The following is a 19,818-nucleotide window of genomic DNA, read 5'->3' as shown; positions in this document are numbered from 1 at the left end:
CGTCAGAGCCCCTTCACCGTCGTCACGCGCACCTGCCGCACGATCCGGCGCCCCTCGGCCGCCGCGATCTCGCGGTCCAGCGCCTCGATGGCCCGGTCGATCTCGGCGACGCTGCGATAGTCCACTGTCTTGCCGTCGTAGCTGACCCGCGCCACGCCCGAGGCGCGCTGCGCGGCCAGTGCCTCGCGGCGGGCGCGGAGGTCTGCGGCCGTGGCCATGGATCACCTCATGTAGCTGGAGCGCACGGTCCGTCGCCGCGGTGCAGGTCGGCTCGCTGTCGTTCCTGTGGTCGCGGTTCCCACATCCGGGTTGCCGCTCGCCGCGACGCCGAGCTGCTCTTCCAGATCGGCCCAGCGTGCCTCGGGCCAGCGATCCGCACCGAGGATCCACGCCGCCGCGCGGGCGTAGACGCGGGTGTCCAGCGCCTCGTTGCGCTCGCGCAGCTTCTGCCATTCCAGCTTCGAGAATCCGCGCCTGCTTTTGACCGTCACCAGCTGTTCGGCGGTCAGTTGCTTCAGCCATTCGCTGTCGGCCCAGTCCGGCAGGTGGATCGTGCCGGGAGGGAAGACCGCGCCCTCGGCCCGTTCCTCTGCCGTCGGCCGCTCCTGCCGCAGGAAGCGGTAGGTCTCGGCCTTGAAGGTCGAGGTGGCGACCGTCCAGAGGCGCGCCCCGCGCCGGAGCCGCTTGCCCGCAACGGTCGCATCGACATAGGTCGGCCCCGTCACCGGGCTGGTCCGGGCGAAGCCCTCGACGCCTTTCACCGGCGCCACCTGCGCGAAGCCGACCTTGCGCGACCAGGCATAGACGGCGCTGGTCTCGAACCCCGAGTCGATCGCGAGCCGCGCCAGCGTCATCGGCTGGCCGGAGGCGTGGTCCCATGTCCGGCCGAGCAGGCCGGTCAGCTGCTGCCAGCAGGCGGGATCGCCGGGACCACCCTCGATCACGAGGTGATCGACAAGCCAGCTTTCGAGGCCACGGCCCCAGGCCCAGACATCGACCTCGATCCGGTCCTTCTGCACGTCCGCCCCGGCCGTCAGGAACAGCCCGCCTGCTGGCACCGTGCCGGATGTCCAGCGCTCGCGCCGGTCGTAGAGCCGCTGCCAGTCCGGCGCTTCCCCGGTCTCGACCCATGTCTCGCCGAGGATCNGCCAGTCCGGCGCTTCCCCGGTCTCGACCCATGTCTCGCCGAGGATCGTGTTGCGGAACGCCTTGATCGCCTCGTCCGACCCTTGGGCCGCGTCCCATGCCCGCACGATCCGCTCCCAGCTCAGCCAGCCGATCGGCGAATAGAGCGCCGAGAGGTGATACCCGACCGTGGTCGGATCGGCGGCCGTGGTAGTCGCCCGCCATTCGCCGGCCTCGAGCATCGCCGTCTTGTGGTGTTCGGCGATCGGCGTCTCGCAGCCCTCGCAGTGATACTCGGCCGTCTCCGGGCGGCCCTTCTGCCAGCGCAGCCGGTCGAACTTCAACCACTGCATCGCACCGCAATACGGACATGGAACGTGGAACCGCCGCTGGTCGCTGGCCTCGAATTCCCGCTCGATCCGGCTCAGCCCCCGGATGGTCGGCGTCGAGACCAGGAACACCTTGCGCCGGTGCGCAAACGTCAACGACCGGGCCTCGGCCAGCGTGACCGGGTCGCCTTCCTCGTCGGCCGAGGCCGGATAGGCGTCGACCTCGTCCAGGAAGATGTAGCGCGCCGGGGTGGACCGCAGCCCGACCGCCGAGTTCGCACCCGTCATGATGAGGATGCCGCCCGCGAACTCCTTCGACAGCATCGTGTTACCCGCGTCCCGCGACCGGGCCGGCTTGATTCGCTCCCGCAGCTCCGGGCTCTCCTCGATCAGCGGGTCAATCCGCTGGCGCGAGTTGCGCTTGGCCAGTTCCACGGTCGGCTGGACCGCGAGCATCGGCCCCGGCGCCTGGTGGATCGCGAACCCGATCCAGTTGTTGCCGGCCTCGGTTGCCCCGACCTGAGCGGCCTTCATGAACACGATCCGCTGCGTGGGATCGCCGGGCGAGAGCCGGTCCATGATCTCGCGCATGTAGGGCGTGCGCACCGTGCGGTATCGCCCGGGCTCGGCCGAGGCGCGGCCCGAGAGCATCCGGTGCCGGTCCGCCCATTCCGAAACGGTCAGGTCCGGGTCGGGCCGCAGCCCGTTGCCCCAGGCGCGCAGGATCTCGCCCGCGCCGTCGAAGTCCGTCAGGCCGCCGAAATCATCACTGTCATCACCGGAAGTCGGGCCGGACCTCGGCGATTTCGTCGAGGTGGGCGCGTACATGTCTCTCCAGCACCTTCTGCATCGCGGCTGGCTCCACGGTGATCTGCTGGCCCGTCGCGTCGCTGGACGAGGCCGAGATCTCGGCCGCCATCAGTGCCGCCGCACGCGCGGGCCAGTTGACCCACGAATCCCGTTCCTCCCGCGCAAGCCGGAACACCAGCGCCAGCGCGCGGGCCCGCTCGATCAACTCCCCCTTCAGCTTCTGGAGCCGGATGCGCCGCTCCTGCGCCTTCAGCACCTCGTTCGCCGTCTTGGCCTGCAGGAAGGTCGTCCCGCCGCCAACCGCCGGGACAGCCAGCCCCTGTTCGCGCAGCGTGTCGCCAACAGCGGCCACCGCCGCCTCGGGGACAGGCTTCAGCTTGGGCGCGGGCGGCTTGCGGGTCTTCGACGGGTCTGTCGTCTCGGCCCGCCGTGCGTCGCTGGCGGCCGCGTTGATGCTGCCGTCCGGATAGAGGACCAGCCGCTCGGCCGTCTTCGCCTTCTGGATCGCGCCCCGCGACAGCCCGACATGGGCGGCGTACTGGCGCTCGCTCATGCCCCGCATCGACGGCTCCGATTATCATTCAAGATCATGTGCTTATCGAGTTGATAAGCGCGGCGGACAGAGGGAACGTGCCTCCAGAAGGACGATGCAACTCGACCCAAGGAGCCAGCCCGATGACCCGCCGCGCGACCGACAGTGAGACCGCTCCCGCCACCGGTTCGAGGGAGCGGTCGAACAAAGCCCTCGACGCCTTCATCGCCGCGAAGACGGAGATCGACGCGATGCTGGAGCGGCTCGCCGCCCTCAGCGCCGACCACTTCGAGACCAGCCCCGACGAGATCAACTGGGGCCATGTCGGCACCCTGAACCACTACCGCGCCAAGCTGCGCGAGATCACCGACATGGCCTTCAGCGAAGGCGAACACGCCGAGTGAGACGACCCGCTCCCGGTCCCGCCCGCCGACTGCCGGGCTCGACCTCGTAGAAGGGCCCGCATTCCGCGCGCCCCGATACGGGAGACGACGATGACCAAGCTTTCCGACACCCAAGCCCTGATCCTGAGCGCTGCCGCGCAGCGCGAGGACCGCAACGTCCTGCCGCTCCCCGGCTCGCTCCGCGGAGGCGCCGCCGCCAAGGTGGTCGGCGCGCTGCTCTCGCGCGGACTGATCGCCGAGACGACGATTGCCAGCGAGACCAAGGCCGACGCCGCGCTCAACCGCATCTGGCGCAACGACGAGGACGGCCGTGCCATCCTCCTGCACATCACCGACGCAGGGCGCGCCGCCATCGGCGTCGAGCCGGAGGGCGGCGACAGCGCGCCCGCGGGCGCCGACGCGGCGCCGAGCGCCGTAGCCGCGCAGGACGCTCCCGGCGAGGCCGACGCCGCGCCCAAGGCGCGCACACCGCGCACGGGCACGAAGCAGGCCAAGCTGATCGAGATGCTCCGCGCCGAGGGCGGCGCCACCATCGACGAGATCGTCACCGCCTTGGACTGGCGGCCGCACACGGTGAGGGGCGCGCTTGCCGGCGCGCTCAAGCAAAAGCTCGGCCTGACCATCACCTCCGAGAAGGTCGACGGAAGGGGCCGCGTCTACTCCATCCGCGACTGACGCTCCGCACCGAAACGGACTGAAGGCCGCCGTCCACCCTCGGGCGGCGGTGTCTCATTCTGCACTCCGGATCCGGATCGCCTCGAACAGTCGCCGCAGCAGGTAGCCGCGCGCCAGCGAGACACCGACGAAGGCGAGGCCGATGGTCAGATGCTCCGCGAGCCCGGTCTCGATGCCGAACCACGGGAACACGATGATCTGCGTGGCGATGGCCAGTACGTAGCCGACCACGACATTCGTCGCTGCCTCGACCATCGACATGGTCCGGGATTGTCTCATCGCAGCCCCTCCGGCAGGGATTCCAGAAAGGCCGTCACGAACTCCGCCGCGAGCGGCGGCACGATCGCATTGCCGTAGCCCCGCAGCAGCCCCATGCGGCCGGATATCCCATCAGCCAGCGGGAATGTTCCGGGCTCAACCGGTCGCCAGCGCCCATCCCGGCAGAAGAGCCAGTCAGGATTTCGCCAGACGCCGTCCGTCGCGCAGGTCCCGGCGGGGTCGGTGACTTCGACCAGACGACCAGCTTCAGCGTCCTGCGGCTCGCATCGGTGTTGCCGGCCGCGTTGTATCTCTCCGTCGCGGGCGAGCCGGCCGTCGGCCAACCCGCCAGCCAGACCTGTCGGCCGAGTAATGCGTTGATCGGGACGTTCGGGCATTCCGATCCGTCCTTGTGATCCCGCGCCGAGGCCGTCGCCCAGCCCGCCTGGTGTTGGGTCCAAGGCGACCGCGCCGAAGAACAGCCGCTGGCGGATGTGCGGGGCGCCGATGCCCGCAGCCGGCAGATCAGCCGCCGAGACGGCGTAAGATGCCGCTTCCAGGTCAGCCGCCAGAGCGTCGAACCACGCCCAGCCAGCCGGGCCCGCAGCCGCTGCGCGAGCCGCGCCGCCAACCGGTCCGAGCACTGCCGCGCTCGCGACCTGCTCGCCGAAGACGAGGTTCGGCCCACAGGCGGCGACGAGCCGCAGAAAAGCCGGGGCGAGATGGCGGTCATCGTTCTGTCCCTTGCGCTGCCCGGCCTGGCTGAACGGCTGGCACGGCGGCGAGCCGGTCCAGACGGAAAGATCCTCGGCCACGCCGGCGAGGCGCAGCGCGTAGGGCCAGCCGCCGATCCCGGCGAAGAAATGGCATTGCGTGAAGCCGCGCAGGTCGGCGGGCTCCACGTCCATGATGGACCGCTCGTCCACCTCACCCGCAGGCAGGAGCCCGGCCGCGATCAGTTCCCGCAGCCAGGCACAGGCCGCGGGGTCGGAATCGTTGTAGTAAACGGCCATCAGGCGGCAGCGTCGGCATCTGCGTTGTCGCTCAGTCGCTCGGCCCTTACGGCCGCGAAGGTCCGGCCATCGCCGTCGAGGATTGCCTCGCGACCGGTGTCCGCCTGCCAGCGTTCCACGGCGACATCGACATAGGCCGGGCTGATCTCCATCGCGAAGACGCGTCGGCCGTTCGCCTCGCCCGCCATGATCTGCGAACCCGAACCCGAGAACGGCTCGTAGCAGAGCCCGCCCCGGGCCACATGCTGGCGCATCGGGATGCCGAACGCATCGAGCGGCTTCGGTGTCGGATGGTCGGGCCGGTCGTCCTTGGCGAAGCTGGGCAGCGCCCACGTCGATGCGAGGGTTTCCTCGGCCACCTTCGGCGGCCGGTTCGGGCGGCGCCAGCCCATGAAGCAGGGCTCGTGCTTCCAGAGGTAATGGGACCGGGTCAGGACACCGCGGTCCTTGACCCAGATGATCTGCTGGTGAACGAACGCGCCGGCCTTGTCCCAGCAGGCTTCCAGCATCGCCTGGCGGCGGGAGGCGTGCCAGCAATACCAGGCGGCATCTTCGGCGATGGCTTCCGCCACCGCGGCGGCAATGAAGCCGTCGTAGAGTTCCGCGCCTTGCGAGGAATCGTCCCAGGTCACGCCGTAGCTCTGACTCCAGTCCTTGTTCCGCGTCGGATGGTTCGAGCCATCGTAGTCGACGAGATACGGCGGGTCCGTTGCGAACAGGATCGCCCGCTCGCCATTCATCAGGCGGCGCACATCGGCAGCGCTGGTGCTGTCGCCGCACAGCAGCCGGTGGTCGCCGAGGATCCAGAGATCACCCGTCCGCGAAGCCGGGTTGCGCGGTGGCTCGGGGATGGTGACCGGCGGCACGGAGCCCCCGGCGCCACCCTCTTCCTCGCCGTCCCCCTCCGGCACGAAGGCCAGTAGCTTGTCGAGTTCGCCGTCCGAGAACCCGACCAGCGACAGGTCGAAGTCTTCGGCCAGCAACTCGTTCAACTCGGCCGAGAGCAGCGCCTCGTCCCATGTCCCGAGTTCGGTCAGCTTGTTGTCCGCGATCCGATAGGCCCGGCGCTGGGCCTCGGTCAGATGGCCGAGCACGATGACCGGTGCCTCGGTCAGCCCCAGTTGGGTCGCGGCCAGAACGCGCCCATGGCCTGCGATCAGCTCCCCGTCCTCGCCGACGAGGCAGGGCACGGTCCAGCCGAACTCGGCCATGCTGGCGGCGATCTTCACGACCTGGTCGGCCCCGTGCACCTTCGCGTTCTTCGCGTAGGGCTGCAGGCGCGACAGCGGCCAGGTCTCGATCCGATCCGGGGCAAAGCTCAGCGTCATCTGCGGGCCGGTCCTTCAGGATCAGGGTGGATACCCTCGGCTCCGGACTCCGGGGGCCAGGCTAGACTCCACGCGGGGTCCAGCGGCCACCAGGGGTGTCCAGCTTCAAGGGTTTGATTTTTCGATGTTTCGATGGGGTTCAGGCGGCGCTGGCTTCTGGGTGGCTTCCCAAAAAATCGGCCCTGTCGCTGGCGATGCGTCGCGCTTCGCCCGCCAGCATACGTTTCGACCCGGAAAGGAACCGAAAAACAAAGGCTTGGCGGCCCGGACCCCGGCCGGACCCCGGAAGCCAGCCCCGGTGTCCACCTCAGGATGAGCGTCGGTTCGCCCGAGCGCACGACCCCGAGTATATCGTCATGGATACCGTCAGAAAGGTGATCCGTCTCGCAGTCCGGTGTCTCGCAAGAAAACGTCTCAACAAAAAAAAGGCCAATTGACAACGGAACAAGTGGCGACCGTTCGGCGCTAGTGAATATAGGGCAGCGTAAGCTGGACGTTTCTTTGAAACGCCGCTGCATCGAAAGGATCGCTCTGATCTCCGGAAACATGGGACCGAAGCGCTCGCTTTAGATGTTCGAAGGAAATACCCTGAAGATACTGCGAACGAAAGGATCGACGTTCGGCCTCGAGTAGGGCGCCCCATCCCTCGCTCTCAAGCACCTCATCGACAAATTCAGAGAGCTGAGGCCCCCACCGGAACCCCTTCATCAAAGCGTACCTGAAAGCGCGGACAGCGTTTCCCTTCGGATTGGGGTTTGGTCTAAGATTAATCTCAAGAACTTTGTTTGTCAGGTCATCAAAATATTCTGGGGCCGCAATCAGCTTCCGATAATCAAGATCATAAAGAATAGCGTCGCACCTGAAGAACGTTGCACTTCGAAGGTCTCCGACAGTGCGCACCCTCGCATGACCAGCTACATGCGCCCACGTTTTCTCCAAGGGCCAAACATCTATCTGCCACTTTCTGGACGGCAAGGCGTAACCACCAAACCGATTTATACGCGCTCCAATTGATCCCATGTGCTTTTCGAAGCTACCGAGATCGTAAGGTGCAATCACAAAGTCCAAGTCGGATCTAAAGCCAGCGTTCCCGAACAATGCGAGGTCGCGCAGCATGCCTCCAACCAATACCAGTCGTCCGTGTCTGCGGAGATCCTTCAGTACAACGTGTACATCTTTACGCCCGCGATAACGCGATCTGAAAAAATAATGGATCCTGCTCTCAAGCTGGCGTTCCATCGACCCGTCTGATTTCCCGATAGTGCTGCTCAAAGTCCCTGTATAGATCAATGCAGAATTGATCCGTCATCCCAGAAACCATGTCCGTGAGAAGCTGCATCTCCTTGTAACGTATGGGTAGTCGAGGATCGGGGTGGTACTTCTCAACCTTGCCCTCAAACATCCGCCGATAGTTCTTCGAGATCCGACTATACACGTATGCTGCAAAAGGCGTCGTTCGATCACTCGCCAAGTCTTGAAAAGATTTGCGCTGACTGATTCCAACCCATAAGAAATCCATTAGCCGATTGAGCACGTTGTAACCATTCAGCTCAATTTCGAGAACGGACTTGTGGCTAAATGCGTTCTCTCGGTCAAACTTCTTCAGCGCGCTGCAGAGTTTCGCTGCCTCAGATTTCTTTATCAGTTCATCGTCGAATGAACCTGAAATAATCGACTCATAGTTTTCCCTGAACGCTTCGGCAACCGCCGATACCATCAAGTGAATCGCATGAACGCGGAACTTCTGGGTCGCAACATCTTGAAGCTCGCTTGGGTGAAGTTGCTGACGTCGCAGAAAATCCAGCTCCCAACGGGCAAGTTCGCAAAGGTGCTTTGTTACCGCATCGAGCTTGTCTTCGCCGTCGGGGTGGTACTCCAACGCCGCGAGCAGATCGTTGAGCGAGACCAGCCCCTTCTTGATCGCGTCCTCTGCATCCAAAACGGAATAAGCGATGTCATCGCAAGCCTCCATGACCAGGGCGAGCGGATGTCGGCTATTGCCGCTGAGACCAGTCTCTTCGCGAATTCGCTCGACAGCATAGCGCTCAGACGTGAAGTACCCAACCTTTTTTCGCGCTTGCTTGGACTTGTCGAGGGTGTCCGATGACGCAACGTATTTCATGACCGCCGCGAGCGTGCCGACGGATAGATTCAGCCCAAGATCATCACCAATAACCTGCAGCTTCGTGAGCACGCGAAGCGTTTGCGCGTTACCCTCGAAGAAAAGGAAGTCGTTCTTGTGCTGGTCTTCGAGCAAATTGACGTCTGCGGCAACCTCGGAGTTCTCTGGTTCAGTGGGTGGGACAAAGAGAACGTCTTTGTTCCTTTTGAACCAAGCCCGAATTGCGAACTCGCCTTGGTGTCCGAATGGAGGATTTCCGATATCATGCGCCAGACCGACCGCAGCAAGTGTCGCGGGCAATACCCTGATGGCGTGCGCAGGCAGCCTATCGGAAAGCGTGTGAGCAATCTCGAGGCCGAGCGAACGCGCTAGGTTTGCCACTTCATATGAGTGGGTTAGGCGTGTTCTGATGCTCTCGATGCTTTCCAGAGGGAAGACCTGCGTCTTGTCGCCCATCCTGCGAAAGGGAGTTGAGAACAAGATACGATCATGGTCGCGCTCTTGCGGCAGGCGAAACTGACCATCCGCAAAAGCTGGTCCGGGTGGCTTGCCCTTCGGCTTCTCGCGCCCCAGCAGGTCCCCGAGGCGCTCACCGCTAAGCAAACGGTCCCAATCCATCATGCGCGGCAACACTCCCCGACTCGCTCTGGCCTCACGCCAAGCCTTACTATGAGTAGTGGTTTAGCAGGTGATTGCGTCTTCATCTAGACTCGATCGGCTCGGCGAACCACGAACTCCATCGACCGCTTCCGCGGCACCTGCCTCCCGTTCAAGCGCCAGACGATGACCGCGATCCCGTACTGCCAGCGCCGGTTCGCGGTGGCGCGGCTGATGCCGAGTTCCCAGCAGATCGGCTTCCACGGCTTTCGGTTCGCCCGGAGCCAGAGCAGGCGCGCATCGGCAGGGTCGAGCCAGCGCAGCCAGAGCAGAGCATCCTCGGCCTGCGTGATGTCACGCGGCCCGGGCTTGGGCCGGCGCATCCGAGGCTCCTGGCCCACTTGGTCCGCGAAACTGTGGAAGTACTCGGGCCAGGCGTTGAAGTAGCCCTGCGGCTTCACCTCGGGCAACGAGCGGAACACGTCGGCGGCGCTCTCGAGCCGGTCCTCGACCATGGTCGGCGTCCACTCAGCCATTCGCGGCCTCCCGGTCGTTCGCCCGAGGCCCATACAGCTTCTCACCGAGCTGACGGACCAGCTCGCGCTCTGGCCAGGTCAGGCGGTGGTCGTCGACGGAGACGGCGAGCACGCCTTCGTCATGCCAGCCATCGCGTTTCACCTGGTCGGGATCCCGGCGCGAGCCGCCGTAGCCTTTCGGATACCACCTCATCCCAGGCCCCCGTTCGTCTCGAGCGCCCAATGGAGGATCGCGATGGCGTCGGCCTCGTTGTCGTCGGCGGGCGAGAACCCTCGTGCTCGCGCCGCGGCGATCATCGCCTCTTTCGGCGCATTGCCCTTGCCGGTGGCGTAGCGCTTGATCGTGCCGACCGGAACGCCCTCGTAGGGGATGCCCCGCAGTTCAGCCCACGAGGTCAGGGTTGCCATCAGCCCGCCGTAGATGTGGGCCGCGTCGGTGCCGGCATGGCGCCGGACTTCCTCGAACCAGATCGCGGCGATGGGCCCGGACAGCCGGTCGAGTTCGGTCAGCCAGTTCGTGAAGCGGAGGTAGCGCATGCCGCCGCCGTCGAAGCGGCCGGGCCGAAAGCTGACCGTGCCGCTGGTGGTCAGTCCGTCGTGGCTGCGGAGCGCCCAGCCGGTCGTGGTGCCGAGGTCGAGGGCGAGGATGCAGAACCGGTTGATCGCGCCCGGTTCGGGGCGGACGTCCTGCGCGGGGATCGGTGTGTTCATCGTGAAGGCTCACAACCTGTGGGCCTTCGGCTTCGGTCACCTAAGGATTTAGCATCCGGCGGTCTTGGGCCAAAGCGAAAACGACCGTCGACGCGGCGACGGACGACGATCGACGCTCTGAACGCCCCGGTCCCAACCTCCGAACGCGTGGTCCCAACCTTCGAGGGGGTTGGGACAGCCCTTTATCGTTTCACTCCAATGGCTTGAATGGATGTGGTCCCAACCTCGGTGTCCCCAACGGGGGTCCTTCTCTTTTCATATAGAAAAACATGTTCCCGACCTTTTCCGTTCTCCCACATGAATGTGTAGCAAAAGGTTGGGACCACGGGGTGAGGTTGGGGACACCGTTGTTTTTGAACGGCTTTTCGTGTCCCCAACCCCCTCGGGAGGTTGGGACAGGGTTGGGACCACCGGGGAGGTTGGGACGGCGCGCGTAAGGTGCACCTTGACCGTGCCCGTTTTTTTAACCTACAAGTAGGGAGAAAAAACGGGCATGAGGAATCGAGCATGGCTGGATGGATTGAGACTAGGCTACTGGATGAGCCTTGGGATGTGGATCGCCGCATCACCGAGCTGGGATTGACCAAGGACGGCCTGGTCAACGCGGTGCAGGCTGCGCGCACTGCGAGCGGCAACGCGACAGCGCTGCATCCCTCAAACGCGGCAGGCACCTTTGGGTATCATGAAGGCGTCGCGGCTCTGCGCCAGGAGTTCATTGGCGAAGAGTGGGTCATCGATCGCAAGGACGGGGTCGAGACCATCCGCAACGACCGAAAAGGTCTGAAGATTGGCTTCTGCAACGTGGACCGTGCTTGCGGTGAAAAGGCGCCGAAGCCGCGATCAGACAAGGGTGCGGCTTCGGAACGCGCCTGCGGTCCGATGCTGTTTGACCCCGAAGAACTTCGCTATTTCGTACGCGATGACGCTGTCGGCCTGGCGTTCTATTATCTCATGGTAGATGAGACTGGGCGGGCAGAGCTTACCCGGCCGAAGATTTCCGGGAAGACATTCGAAGGTGCCGTCGAGCGCATCTTCCTGCTTTCCGAGGGCGACGAGGACGAAACGTTCCTGAATCTCGACGACGATGGTGCCGCGGAAGACTTCGAGCCCAAGATCGTGCGCAAGTAGGCGTCACATGTTCGAAGAAACACGATTGAAATTGGCCCGTGCACGGCGAGGGCTGACGGCGAAGGCACTTGCCGAACAGGCAGGCGTGAGTGTCGATACGATCAAACGGCTCGAGAAGGGTCGCAACGAGCCAGAACCCGATACCGTCGTGAAGCTGGCGGGAGCACTTCGTTATCCGGAAGAATTCTTCTTCGGCTCGAAGGTCGATGCAGTGGATCCCGGCGCTGTCAGCTTCCGCTCGTTCTCGAAGATGACAGCGAGAGAACGCGACGCCTCTCTTGGCGCCGGGTCGGTGGGATTGATGCTGAGCGAGTGGGTCGATGAACGATTCGGGTTGCCTGAGCCTGAGCTCATCGATCTCTCCTACGAGAGCGACCCCGAGGTTGCAGCTGCCCATGTGCGGCAGCACTGGTCGCTCGGGCAGCAGCCCATCGCGGACCTATTGGCGCTCCTGGAGGCAAAGGGCGTCCGGCTGTTTTCGCTCACCGAGAATACCGCGTCGGTCAACGCGTTTTCATTCTGGCGTGGCGGCAAGCCCTACATGTTTCTGAACAACTTCAAGACCGCCGAAAGCAGCCGATTTGATGCGGCCCACGAATTGGCCCACTTGGTGATGCACATGCACGGCGACCCGAAGAAGGGGAGAAACGTGGAGCGCGAAGCAAACGCCTTCGCTTCGGCGTTCCTGATGCCCGCGGAAGACGTGATCGCCCGCATTCCCAGGCGTATCACGACCGATGTCGTCATTCGTGCCAAGGCACGCTGGCGCGTCTCAGCAATGGCGATGGCCTACCGTCTGCACCAGCTGAGGCGGCTGTCTGAGTGGCAATACAAGTCGATCTGCATCGATCTGACCAAGCGCGGTTACCGCACCGGCGAGCCCAACGGCATGAGCCGCGAAAAGTCCAAGGTCTGGCGGCAGGTGCTTACGATGCTCTGGCAGGAGCGCGTGACGAAGGCGGATATCGCGAGAGAACTCGGCCTGCCGCTCGACGAGGTGGAAGGGCTCATCTGGAGTTTGACGGCAGATGAAGTTGCGGCTGAGAGGCAGGCAAAGGGCTCGCTGCGCGCGGTATAACCGGGGCTTCTAGGAAGCGACGCGGCGGGCGGAACTATGTGAGGACCCTCCGATACCGCCACTCCCGCGGCGCCTCGCGCCCGCCCTCGTCGCGCCGCCTGTACCGCTCCCAACCGTTTGCCTTGAGATAGGCTGAGACGCGCATCTGGTCGCCGCGGGTCCATCGGGCCGGTTCGAGCCCGACCGCCTCCTCGAGGATCTCGCCGACCGACACATCTCTCAGCGGTTCCTGGCGCGGAACGCTCTCCGTCCCGGAATTGCCGTAGTCGGGGAAGCCGTCCGAGACGGTGCGGATCTCGTGCGTCAGCCAGTGCTCGATCAGGTCGTCCCAGGCGTCGGACTGGTAGCGGCGGTCCTGTTCCTCGCGGGCTTCCTCCAGCAGCGCCGGGTCGTCGATCCACCAGATCGCACCGCTGCGGAAGCGGTGTACAGCTTCGGCCCAGAGCTGGTCCCGGTCGCGGGCCAGCGCCGCGATGTCGATGGCGCCGCAGCGGAGCGGCCAGAACCGACGGTTGCCGGTCTCGTCGCGCAGATAGGTGTCGGGGTTCACGGTGCCGGCGAAGACGCACTGGCGCGGGACCTCGACGGTGTAGCGGCCATAGGGCGGACGGAAGCGGTCGGTGGTGCGGGTCAGGAACGCCTTGATGCGCGAGACCTCGGCGCGGCCGATGGCGTCGAGCTCGGCGATCTCGACGATCCACACACCCTGCATGTGCAGCGCCGCGTCCTTGGACCCGAGCTCGGGCAGTTCGTCGGTGAACCATTCCTCGCCGGCCAGCACCTTGATCGCGGTGGACTTGCGCGCGCCCTGCGGCCCCTCGAGGATCAGCATGTGATCGGCTTTCACGCCGGGGCGGTAGATGCGAGCGACGGCCGAGATCAGCCAGAGCGCGCCGATGGTGTGGTGGAACGCGGTGGGTTCCGCGCCAAGATAGGCGCTGGTCCAGGTCTCGATCCGGTGCGTGCTGTCCCATGTCAGGGTGTCGAGCCAGTCGCGGACGGGATGGATGCGCAGCTCGCGGGCGACGGCGGCGACGGCGCGGCTCACGACCACCGGCGCCACGTTGATGCCGCGCAGTTGCAGCCACTCGGCGGTGCGGATGTCGTCGGCATCCTCCCAGGGGCGCGGGAGCGAGGCAGTGGCGCCGTCCCACGGGAGTGGCTGACGCACGACGATCTCCTGCCCGAACTCGTCGAAGGCGAGAACGCCGGCGAAGGCCGGATCGGAGGTCAGGGCGACGATGACGTTGGCCTCGTTGCGCTCGGGCGCGCCTGCGAGGTCGAGCCGGAGGCGCCTGAACCAGGCGGGCTTCGGGATAGGCGCGTGCGGATCGCCAGTGGCGTTCACGCGTCGGCGGAGCTCGGCCAGCTGTTGGGTCAGGACCGACATGCCGATACCGGTCGCGGACTTGATCCGCGCGATGACCTGCCGTTCGGGCAGAGGATCGAGCTTTGCAAGCGCGATGCGCCCAAGCAGCGTGGACAGTGCTTCGAACTCGGGCGGGTTGGTCAGGGCCTCGGCCGCGGCGATCAGCGTTGCGGGATCGTCGGCAGAGGCGACGATGGGGGTGGCCGTCTCCGGCTCGACCGGATCTCCGGCCTGCGGCTCGGCTGCGGTATCTGTCTCGCGCGCGTAATCCTCGGCGCGGGTGCCGCGCAGAAGGTCGTCGTTGAAGTCGTCGCCATGCAGCGGTCCGACGATCTCGTTCGGGATGTCGGCCCGGTTGAGGCGATCGGAGAGCGTCGCGGCCGCCTGGCGACCTGCGTCCCCGGCATCGGCGCAGATGGTAACGCGCCGGGTGCCATCGGGCCACTGGAACCGCGCCAGACCGTCGGCCGACAACGCAGCCCAGATCGGTGTGCCGAAGAGCGCGTGGGCGGCGAGCGCCGTCTCGATCCCCTCGGCGATGCCGATATGCCCGTCCTCGGGCATCGGGAACAGCCGGACCACGGCATCCTTCACGCTGCCGAGCATCTTCTTGCCCGGGGGCGCCTTGGCGCTGCCGTCGTCGAGCAGGAAAGTGCGGTGGATGCCCGGCGCGCGCTCCCCGCCCGGCAGCCGCAGGATCGCGATCAGGCCGGGCCAGCCCCGGCAACTGTCGAAGTCCGGAAGGTCGGGATGGAACAGCAGTTCCGACGTTCCGGGATCCGAGAGCCCGCGAGCGCGCAGGTAGGTCTCGCCCAACGTGCCCGCGAGGGGCACGGCCCCGGCGACCAGCCTCGCAATCTCCGCCGAGTGGTCCGGGCGTGCGCGCATGGGCGACGCCAGCGCGGGCCGCGGCGCCGGCAGGTCCATTCCCGCAAGCCGCGCCGCCTCGTCGAAGAGCGCGCCGTCACAGAGGCCGGTCGCCTGCGCAATCAGGTCGATGGGACCGGCCCGCTCGCCGGTGGCGTAGTCGAAGCCCCAGCCGGCATAGGGCCCGTCGAGATGGATGGTGCAGGAGCCCTCCTTGCGCGGCGGACGGCCGGAGAGGTCCGCGCAGCGCAAGGAACGGCGGTCCCGCGCAAGTCGGGCCTCGGGAAAGAGCCCCGGCAGCCAGTCGGCGGCTGTGCAGGCGAGCCGCTCCTTCACCGCCGCGAGATCGTGCCGGGTCTTCTGGACCGCGATGTCGTTGAGGTCGATCATCGCGCCCCTCAGGCCAGCAGCACGAGACCGCGTTCGGCCCGGGTGATCGCAGTGTAGAGCCAGCGGCGCCGGTCGATCTCGGTGCGGCCCAGCCCGTCGTCCCAGACGATCACGTTCTCCCACTGCGACCCTTGCGCCTTGTGCGCGGTGATCGCCCAGCCGAAGGTCGCCTCGGTCAGCAGACGCTTCTCCTTGTAGTCGCGGTCATGGCGCTTGTCGTCGTAGGCGACATGGTCTTCGAAATGCCCCTTGTAGATGCGCAGCCGGCCGGGGCGTCCGTCCTCATAGGGCTCGCCGATGTGGCGCCCGTCCTCGTCATGGACGACGGCGGAGAAGTAGAGGCTGCCCTCGTCGACGATGTCCTCGAGCGTCACGAACATCCCGTTGATCAGCCCCAGATCGTTCTGGTTCTTCAGGCAGATGATCTTCTCGGCCGGCCCCGTGGGCAGCCAGGTCCCGCCGAGGCCGGCGGCCGCGCGCATGGCGTTGTTGATCTGCAGCCGCGTGGCGTTCAGCCCGCAGATCAGCTGGCCGCCGCGCAACGCCTGTTCCGGCGTGATGTCGCCCTTGCGGAGCTTGGCGACATGGTCGTCGTAGACGCCGAAGCCGATGGGCCGACCCTCGCGCGCCATGGTGGCGAGACGGATGATCGCGCTCTCGGCCGCCTGGCGATGGATCTCGGTCAGCATCACGTCGGGCTCGTCACGGGTGAAGGCGCCTTCGCCCCGGATCGGCGGCAACTGACCGGGATCGCCGAGCACGAGGATCGGCTTGCCGAAGCTCATCAGATCGCGCGCCATCTCCTCGCCGACCATCGACACCTCGTCGAGAACGATGAGCCGGGCGTCGGCGGCGTCGCTCTGCGGGTTCAACGCGAAGCGCGGATGTTTCATCGCAGAAAGCCCCTGGCGCATCGCCTCGATCGCGGCGTCGGCCGTGGTGCGCGCAAACCCGGTGAGGCGAAGCGCGTCGCGTTCGGCCATCGCGATCTTGCGGGCAGCCTCCTCGATTTCCTCCTCGGTCGACTCGATCACCGAGTAGATCAGGCTGTGAATGGTGCGCGCGGGCGTGCCCTTGCGGGTCAGCACCAGCGCGGCCTTGCCGGTGAAGGTGGCGGTGACGACGCCCGGCACGCAGCGGCCGTCCTTCGCGCTGCGGTGGGGCGAGAGGCCGAGCTCGTCGAGCGCGAACTTCAGCACGGTGGTCTTGCCGGACCCGGCATAGCCGAACAGGCGGAAGACCTGCTGCTCTTCCGTGCGGGTTTCGAACCACTCCTTGATCTCGCGGATCGCGGCGGCCTGCGTGGCGGATGGGGTGAAATCGGTCATGAATGGCGTGCCTCCACTGCGTAATCCTTGACGATCCCGCCGCGGGTCGGATCGCCCACCTCGCACTGGCGGACGAAGACCCGGCGACCGTCGGCCAGCTGCCGCCAGTGACCGCGGCGGATGTGCCAGCGCGGGCTGGCGTGACTGCCGCCCTGCGGCGGCGTCGCCGCGCGCAGGCGCGCTGGATCGATGGCGACCTGGCGCCAGACCCATCCGCGCACGCCCTCACGGGACAGGCGAGACCGTTTCGCAAGCGACACCTTGCGGTCGCGGATTTCCGGGGACGCACCGAGGATGGTCAGCGCGCGCCAGACGATGCCGGCGGCGACTTCGCCGTGACCGCGCACCGTCTCGTCACTCTGCTCCGCCGGGTTGCCCTCGATCTCCGCCTTGCCGTCCGGATGCATCCAGATCCGCACCAGGCAATCCGTCCAGCCGCGCGGCGCCCGCTTGCGCATGAGGAACGTGGCCTCGACGATGTCGCCGTCGGCGCGGGCGCAGACGATCAGACCCGAGGGAGACGCGCGCTGCTCGCGCACCTCGAAGATCACGGAGGGATGCGGCAGCCGAAGCGGACCGGTAAAGACCCGGGTCATCGCGCGGTCGACGATATCGCCATCGAAAGCGGCCTGATCGCCGAAGAAATAGATCGGCGCGAACTCCGCCGCTCCGAGCAGGTCGGAGCACCAGAACCGTTCGCGATGCGCGCGCACGATCCGCTTGAGCTCATACGCATCGGGGATCATGGCCGCTCACTCCAGCATCGGTTTGCCCAGGCGCACGGGACATGCCACTTGCCAGCCGCCATGCCGCCGCGGCAAAGGACTGCGGTGCGCTCTGCGGCGGCGCGCGGCAGCCATTCCCCGGCCTCGGTGGCCCGCACCACGGCGACGGCGCGGTCCGACATTTCCTGCGCGAGATGAGCGTCGAAGGGCACGAGCTCCGCGTGCAATTCCATCGTGTCGCGGTTCAGCGCGGTGAAGAGCGCCGGCGCTGGCAGCTCCATGTAGGCCTGATAGAGGGCGATCTGCGCCGCATACACGGGGCGCGCGAGGCTGACGCCCCGCTTGACCACGTCCTTCCAGCTGGCCGCGCCGAGCGCCTTGTTCTCCCAGAGCGCGGGATAGTCCATCGCGACGGGGCCCGAGACAAAGCAGCCATCGATATGGCCCTTGAACCGGCCGCCGAGGGCCTCAAACCCGAACTGGCGGCCGTCCGGACGCTCGGTGCGCAGGTCGAACCCGGCGATGCGGAACCAGCCCGCGACGATGTCCTCGGCCCGGTGGCCTGCCTCGAAAATGCGCAGCGTGCGCGGCGCGAATTCCTGGCCCTCGTCCTTGGGAACCGCGAGGAAGTCGTACTGGATCTGGCGCAGGCAGTCGCGGCCGAGACCCGAGGAGCTGACATAGGTGCGCGGACACTCGGCGCGGTGGCGCGCGGACAGCGCCGTATCGATGACGGCGGAAACCGCTTCCGCGATGGGCGGACGCGTCGCGCCGGCGCCGTAGAGACAGCCCGAGCCATGGTTGAGGTCGATCATCGCTCGCGCTCCCAGAACTCGCCGGCCTGCGCGATGCAGCTCAGCTTGTGGAACTGCGCCTCCGTCAGCCGGGCGCTGTCGCCGAACCGCTCGAGCTTCTCGCGGAGGCTGTCGCAGAACTCGATCTCGAAGTCGGTGACGGCGTTCTCGGTGGCCGCCTCGAGCAGGTGCGACCAGCTGCAGGACGCGGTGTCGTCGTTCAGGTCGATCATCGCGCGCCCCCTCAAAACGGAATGGGGTCGTCGAGGCCCGTGCCAGTGCGCTCCTTGCGCGCGGCTTGGTCCTGCATGCTGTCGATGTAGCCGGTGACCGCCGCCTCGATCAGGCGGTCGATGTCCTCGGCGCTGCGGTGGAAAAAGGGCTCCATGAGTCCGAGGTCGGTGAGCGCTTCGGCGAAGTGCGTCCGCGCATCGCGGATCGCTTGGCGCTCGCGCGCGGTCTTGTCGATCATGCCGTTGTTCCTTTGGGCGATGGCGCTGCCCACGTCCTGACAGCGGCGCGAGCAGAAGCGGTGGTAAGGGTGGCGATCCCAGCGGAGGCCGTGGCAGTAGCCGAAGCCGCGCGCCTCGCGGGCGCAGACGGCGCAGAGCGCTACCCGAGCAAGAAGCTCCCGATCGGGTCCTCGGGCGGCCAACCCGCCCTCTGGAGCTTTTCGGACTGGAGCACGATCCAGCGCGAGATCGCGTTGGTGGCCATGGCTTCGAGGTCGCCGAGGCTGAGGCTTGCGATGGGGGCGTGCAGTCTTCCTCGGGCCTCGAGCCATCGTCCGATCTCCAGCGCCGCCTCTCGCGTCACGTGCGCCTGCCATTCATCCGGGGTCATCGGCCCGGCAGGATCGCGCCGGGCCTCGGGCAGAGGCGAAGGCCGGTTTGACCTCCGCCGCCGTGCTGCCGACCGCGCCTCACCCATTGAGCCAGGCGGGCATGCCGGTCGCCGGCGCTCCGCCCGGCGCGGACGGCGAGGACGCGGGCGGCTGCTGGGCGGGCGGTTGCTGCGGGGGCTGCTGCGGAGCCGGCGCCTGCGCGCCCCAGGCCGGGGCCGCGGACGGCGCTTGCGGCTGCGCACCCCATGCCGGCGTGGGCGCCTGCCAACCCGGCGCCGGCGCGCCCGTAGCTTTCCGCGGCGGGGCGTTGACGGGCTCGGGGGGAACGGCTTCGCCGCGCATGATCGGTGCATGCTGCGGCTCGTCGGGCAGAACGACGTTCGCGATCCGGTTCTGGTCGCGGTATTGGGGGTTGGAGGCGGGCTCCACCATGATCCGCGCGGCAAAGACGATGCCGTCGAGATGCTTGAGACCGGGCAGCACCCGCTTGGCCTTGGCGTTGGGGCTCTCATCCCTGGGATCGAGCCCGAGAGCGCTGTCGACCATCGCCCGAAAGGTGGACTTCGAGAGCTTCCAGCCGATCGACTGGCCCTTCTCGTCGACCTTGCCGCCCGCGACGGTGAAGCTCTGCCAGAACTTACGGCGGGCATGCGGCCCCTCGAGGATGGTGAACTCGCAGTCCAGCATCTTCGCGTCGCTCGACTGCGAGGCCTTGAGAAGCTTCGCGTCCATTGGCGTGGCGCCGTCGACACCGCCGGGGCGGACGGTCAGGCGGACCTTGGCGAAAGTGCCATCGGGGATCAGCTCGCCGATGGGGGCCATCTGCGGCTGGGCGTCGTTGAGATCGTAGCTCAT

The 19,818-nt window shown here is 66.5% G+C and carries 23 protein-coding genes; 4 read left to right on the top strand and 19 right to left on the bottom strand.

Annotated elements, in window-relative coordinates:
- Window positions 1-2: 2 nt before the first annotated feature.
- The 3 genes from EPA64_RS15595 to EPA64_RS15585 all read right to left on the bottom strand — a co-directional run bounded on the left by EPA64_RS15595 (window position 3) and on the right by EPA64_RS15585 (window position 2,826).
- Window positions 3-218, bottom strand: coding sequence for a phage head-tail joining protein (locus EPA64_RS15595; protein ID WP_134727225.1), 216 nt, complete (start codon window positions 216-218; stop codon window positions 3-5).
- 3 nt (window positions 219-221) lie between these two features.
- Window positions 222-2,282: a phage terminase large subunit family protein gene (locus EPA64_RS15590; protein ID WP_134727224.1), complete on the bottom strand. Its 2,061-nt coding sequence runs from the start codon at window positions 2,280-2,282 to the stop codon at window positions 222-224.
- On the bottom strand, window positions 2,230-2,826 hold the full coding sequence (locus tag EPA64_RS15585) for a hypothetical protein (protein WP_036706582.1): 597 nt from the start codon (window positions 2,824-2,826) through the stop codon (window positions 2,230-2,232). Before EPA64_RS15585 ends, EPA64_RS15590 begins: the two co-directional genes overlap by 53 nt.
- 113 nt (window positions 2,827-2,939) lie before the next feature.
- On the opposite strand from EPA64_RS15585, the gene EPA64_RS15580 reads away from it, so the two are divergent.
- Both EPA64_RS15580 and EPA64_RS15575 read left to right on the top strand, forming a co-directional pair.
- Window positions 2,940-3,200 carry a hypothetical protein gene (locus EPA64_RS15580; RefSeq protein WP_036706585.1) on the top strand — a complete coding sequence of 87 codons (261 nt, stop codon included), beginning with the start codon at window positions 2,940-2,942 and terminating at the stop codon, window positions 3,198-3,200.
- A gap of 90 nt (window positions 3,201-3,290) precedes the next feature.
- A complete protein-coding gene (locus tag EPA64_RS15575) occupies window positions 3,291-3,875 on the top strand; it encodes a DUF3489 domain-containing protein (protein ID WP_036706587.1) in 585 nt (194 codons plus the stop codon).
- Window positions 3,876-3,929: 54 nt separating this feature from the next.
- Here EPA64_RS15575 and EPA64_RS15570 read toward each other — a convergent pair whose 3' ends face one another.
- From EPA64_RS15570 to EPA64_RS15535, 8 genes are all read right to left on the bottom strand, one after another.
- Window positions 3,930-4,154 carry a DUF7220 family protein gene (locus EPA64_RS15570; RefSeq protein ID WP_036706590.1) on the bottom strand — a complete coding sequence of 75 codons (225 nt, stop codon included), beginning with the start codon at window positions 4,152-4,154 and terminating at the stop codon, window positions 3,930-3,932.
- A complete protein-coding gene (locus tag EPA64_RS15565; protein WP_036706592.1) occupies window positions 4,151-5,146 on the bottom strand; it encodes a DNA cytosine methyltransferase in 996 nt (331 codons plus the stop codon). Before EPA64_RS15565 ends, EPA64_RS15570 begins: the two co-directional genes overlap by 4 nt.
- The gene (locus EPA64_RS15560) at window positions 5,146-6,474 is read right to left on the bottom strand and encodes a site-specific DNA-methyltransferase (RefSeq protein WP_036706594.1); all 1,329 of its coding nucleotides are present in this window, start codon (window positions 6,472-6,474) and stop codon (window positions 5,146-5,148) included. Before EPA64_RS15560 ends, EPA64_RS15565 begins: the two co-directional genes overlap by 1 nt.
- Before the next feature lie 465 nt (window positions 6,475-6,939).
- Window positions 6,940-7,713, bottom strand: a complete 774-nt coding sequence (locus EPA64_RS15555) for a hypothetical protein (protein WP_134727223.1) — start codon at window positions 7,711-7,713, stop codon at window positions 6,940-6,942.
- Window positions 7,697-9,217, bottom strand: a complete 1,521-nt coding sequence (gene dgt / locus EPA64_RS15550) for a dGTP triphosphohydrolase (protein WP_134727222.1) — start codon at window positions 9,215-9,217, stop codon at window positions 7,697-7,699. The genes EPA64_RS15555 and dgt overlap by 17 nt, the downstream gene beginning before the upstream one ends.
- 83 nt (window positions 9,218-9,300) lie before the next feature.
- Complete coding sequence (locus EPA64_RS15545; RefSeq protein WP_134727221.1) at window positions 9,301-9,729, bottom strand: DUF6362 family protein; 429 nt, start codon at window positions 9,727-9,729, stop codon at window positions 9,301-9,303.
- Window positions 9,722-9,922, bottom strand: coding sequence for a hypothetical protein (locus tag EPA64_RS15540; protein WP_134727220.1), 201 nt, complete (start codon window positions 9,920-9,922; stop codon window positions 9,722-9,724). Before EPA64_RS15540 ends, EPA64_RS15545 begins: the two co-directional genes overlap by 8 nt.
- Window positions 9,919-10,440: a crossover junction endodeoxyribonuclease RuvC gene (locus EPA64_RS15535; protein WP_134727219.1), complete on the bottom strand. Its 522-nt coding sequence runs from the start codon at window positions 10,438-10,440 to the stop codon at window positions 9,919-9,921. Before EPA64_RS15535 ends, EPA64_RS15540 begins: the two co-directional genes overlap by 4 nt.
- A gap of 507 nt (window positions 10,441-10,947) precedes the next feature.
- Here EPA64_RS15535 and EPA64_RS15530 point away from each other — a divergent pair.
- Window positions 10,948-11,568 (top strand): hypothetical protein, encoded by a 621-nt coding sequence (locus tag EPA64_RS15530; protein ID WP_134727218.1) that lies wholly within the window; start codon window positions 10,948-10,950, stop codon window positions 11,566-11,568.
- 7 nt (window positions 11,569-11,575) lie between these two features.
- A complete protein-coding gene (locus EPA64_RS15525) occupies window positions 11,576-12,646 on the top strand; it encodes a helix-turn-helix domain-containing protein (protein WP_134727217.1) in 1,071 nt (356 codons plus the stop codon).
- Window positions 12,647-12,680: 34 nt separating this feature from the next.
- Here EPA64_RS15525 and EPA64_RS15520 read toward each other — a convergent pair whose 3' ends face one another.
- From EPA64_RS15520 to EPA64_RS15485, 8 genes are all read right to left on the bottom strand, one after another.
- On the bottom strand, window positions 12,681-15,272 hold the full coding sequence (locus EPA64_RS15520) for a VapE domain-containing protein (RefSeq protein ID WP_134727216.1): 2,592 nt from the start codon (window positions 15,270-15,272) through the stop codon (window positions 12,681-12,683).
- Between the two features lie 8 nt (window positions 15,273-15,280).
- On the bottom strand, window positions 15,281-16,600 hold the full coding sequence (locus tag EPA64_RS15515) for an ATP-dependent DNA helicase (RefSeq protein ID WP_134727215.1): 1,320 nt from the start codon (window positions 16,598-16,600) through the stop codon (window positions 15,281-15,283).
- Complete coding sequence (locus EPA64_RS15510) at window positions 16,597-17,346, bottom strand: hypothetical protein (protein WP_134727214.1); 750 nt, start codon at window positions 17,344-17,346, stop codon at window positions 16,597-16,599. The genes EPA64_RS15515 and EPA64_RS15510 overlap by 4 nt, the downstream gene beginning before the upstream one ends.
- A complete protein-coding gene (locus EPA64_RS15505) occupies window positions 17,343-18,140 on the bottom strand; it encodes a hypothetical protein (protein WP_134727213.1) in 798 nt (265 codons plus the stop codon). The genes EPA64_RS15510 and EPA64_RS15505 overlap by 4 nt, the downstream gene beginning before the upstream one ends.
- Window positions 18,137-18,352: a hypothetical protein gene (locus tag EPA64_RS15500; protein WP_134727212.1), complete on the bottom strand. Its 216-nt coding sequence runs from the start codon at window positions 18,350-18,352 to the stop codon at window positions 18,137-18,139. The genes EPA64_RS15505 and EPA64_RS15500 overlap by 4 nt, the downstream gene beginning before the upstream one ends.
- Window positions 18,353-18,363: 11 nt before the next feature.
- Window positions 18,364-18,591 carry a DUF6511 domain-containing protein gene (locus tag EPA64_RS16420; RefSeq protein WP_134727211.1) on the bottom strand — a complete coding sequence of 76 codons (228 nt, stop codon included), beginning with the start codon at window positions 18,589-18,591 and terminating at the stop codon, window positions 18,364-18,366.
- 140 nt (window positions 18,592-18,731) lie between these two features.
- The gene (locus EPA64_RS15490; RefSeq protein ID WP_115756407.1) at window positions 18,732-18,962 is read right to left on the bottom strand and encodes a hypothetical protein; all 231 of its coding nucleotides are present in this window, start codon (window positions 18,960-18,962) and stop codon (window positions 18,732-18,734) included.
- 79 nt (window positions 18,963-19,041) lie between these two features.
- Window positions 19,042-19,818 (bottom strand): hypothetical protein, encoded by a 777-nt coding sequence (locus EPA64_RS15485; RefSeq protein WP_134727210.1) that lies wholly within the window; start codon window positions 19,816-19,818, stop codon window positions 19,042-19,044.

This window comes from Paracoccus luteus (assembly GCF_004522155.1).
Taxonomy (GTDB): Bacteria; Pseudomonadota; Alphaproteobacteria; order Rhodobacterales; family Rhodobacteraceae; genus Paracoccus; species Paracoccus luteus.
This window is presented reverse-complemented; position numbering and strand designations above follow the sequence as displayed.

Excerpts from the sequence above, each read along its gene's own strand:
- EPA64_RS15595 (WP_134727225.1), bottom strand. The coding sequence starts at position 218 with ATGGCCACGGCCGCAGACCTCCGCGCCCGCCGCGAGGCACTGGCCGCG.
- EPA64_RS15585 (WP_036706582.1), bottom strand. The coding sequence starts at position 2,826 with ATGCGGGGCATGAGCGAGCGCCAGTACGCCGCCCATGTCGGGCTGTCG.
- EPA64_RS15580 (WP_036706585.1), top strand. The coding sequence starts at position 2,940 with ATGACCCGCCGCGCGACCGACAGTGAGACCGCTCCCGCCACCGGTTCG.
- EPA64_RS15575 (WP_036706587.1), top strand. The coding sequence starts at position 3,291 with ATGACCAAGCTTTCCGACACCCAAGCCCTGATCCTGAGCGCTGCCGCG.
- EPA64_RS15570 (WP_036706590.1), bottom strand. The coding sequence starts at position 4,154 with ATGAGACAATCCCGGACCATGTCGATGGTCGAGGCAGCGACGAATGTC.
- EPA64_RS15565 (WP_036706592.1), bottom strand. The coding sequence starts at position 5,146 with ATGGCCGTTTACTACAACGATTCCGACCCCGCGGCCTGTGCCTGGCTG.
- EPA64_RS15560 (WP_036706594.1), bottom strand. The coding sequence starts at position 6,474 with ATGACGCTGAGCTTTGCCCCGGATCGGATCGAGACCTGGCCGCTGTCG.
- EPA64_RS15555 (WP_134727223.1), bottom strand. The coding sequence starts at position 7,713 with ATGGAACGCCAGCTTGAGAGCAGGATCCATTATTTTTTCAGATCGCGT.
- dgt (WP_134727222.1), bottom strand. The coding sequence starts at position 9,217 with ATGATGGATTGGGACCGTTTGCTTAGCGGTGAGCGCCTCGGGGACCTG.
- EPA64_RS15545 (WP_134727221.1), bottom strand. The coding sequence starts at position 9,729 with ATGGCTGAGTGGACGCCGACCATGGTCGAGGACCGGCTCGAGAGCGCC.
- EPA64_RS15540 (WP_134727220.1), bottom strand. The coding sequence starts at position 9,922 with ATGAGGTGGTATCCGAAAGGCTACGGCGGCTCGCGCCGGGATCCCGAC.
- EPA64_RS15535 (WP_134727219.1), bottom strand. The coding sequence starts at position 10,440 with ATGAACACACCGATCCCCGCGCAGGACGTCCGCCCCGAACCGGGCGCG.
- EPA64_RS15530 (WP_134727218.1), top strand. The coding sequence starts at position 10,948 with ATGGCTGGATGGATTGAGACTAGGCTACTGGATGAGCCTTGGGATGTG.
- EPA64_RS15525 (WP_134727217.1), top strand. The coding sequence starts at position 11,576 with ATGTTCGAAGAAACACGATTGAAATTGGCCCGTGCACGGCGAGGGCTG.
- EPA64_RS15520 (WP_134727216.1), bottom strand. The coding sequence starts at position 15,272 with ATGATCGACCTCAACGACATCGCGGTCCAGAAGACCCGGCACGATCTC.
- EPA64_RS15515 (WP_134727215.1), bottom strand. The coding sequence starts at position 16,600 with ATGACCGATTTCACCCCATCCGCCACGCAGGCCGCCGCGATCCGCGAG.
- EPA64_RS15510 (WP_134727214.1), bottom strand. The coding sequence starts at position 17,346 with ATGATCCCCGATGCGTATGAGCTCAAGCGGATCGTGCGCGCGCATCGC.
- EPA64_RS15505 (WP_134727213.1), bottom strand. The coding sequence starts at position 18,140 with ATGATCGACCTCAACCATGGCTCGGGCTGTCTCTACGGCGCCGGCGCG.
- EPA64_RS15500 (WP_134727212.1), bottom strand. The coding sequence starts at position 18,352 with ATGATCGACCTGAACGACGACACCGCGTCCTGCAGCTGGTCGCACCTG.
- EPA64_RS16420 (WP_134727211.1), bottom strand. The coding sequence starts at position 18,591 with ATGATCGACAAGACCGCGCGCGAGCGCCAAGCGATCCGCGATGCGCGG.
- EPA64_RS15490 (WP_115756407.1), bottom strand. The coding sequence starts at position 18,962 with ATGACCCCGGATGAATGGCAGGCGCACGTGACGCGAGAGGCGGCGCTG.
- EPA64_RS15485 (WP_134727210.1), bottom strand. The coding sequence starts at position 19,818 with ATGAGCTACGATCTCAACGACGCCCAGCCGCAGATGGCCCCCATCGGC.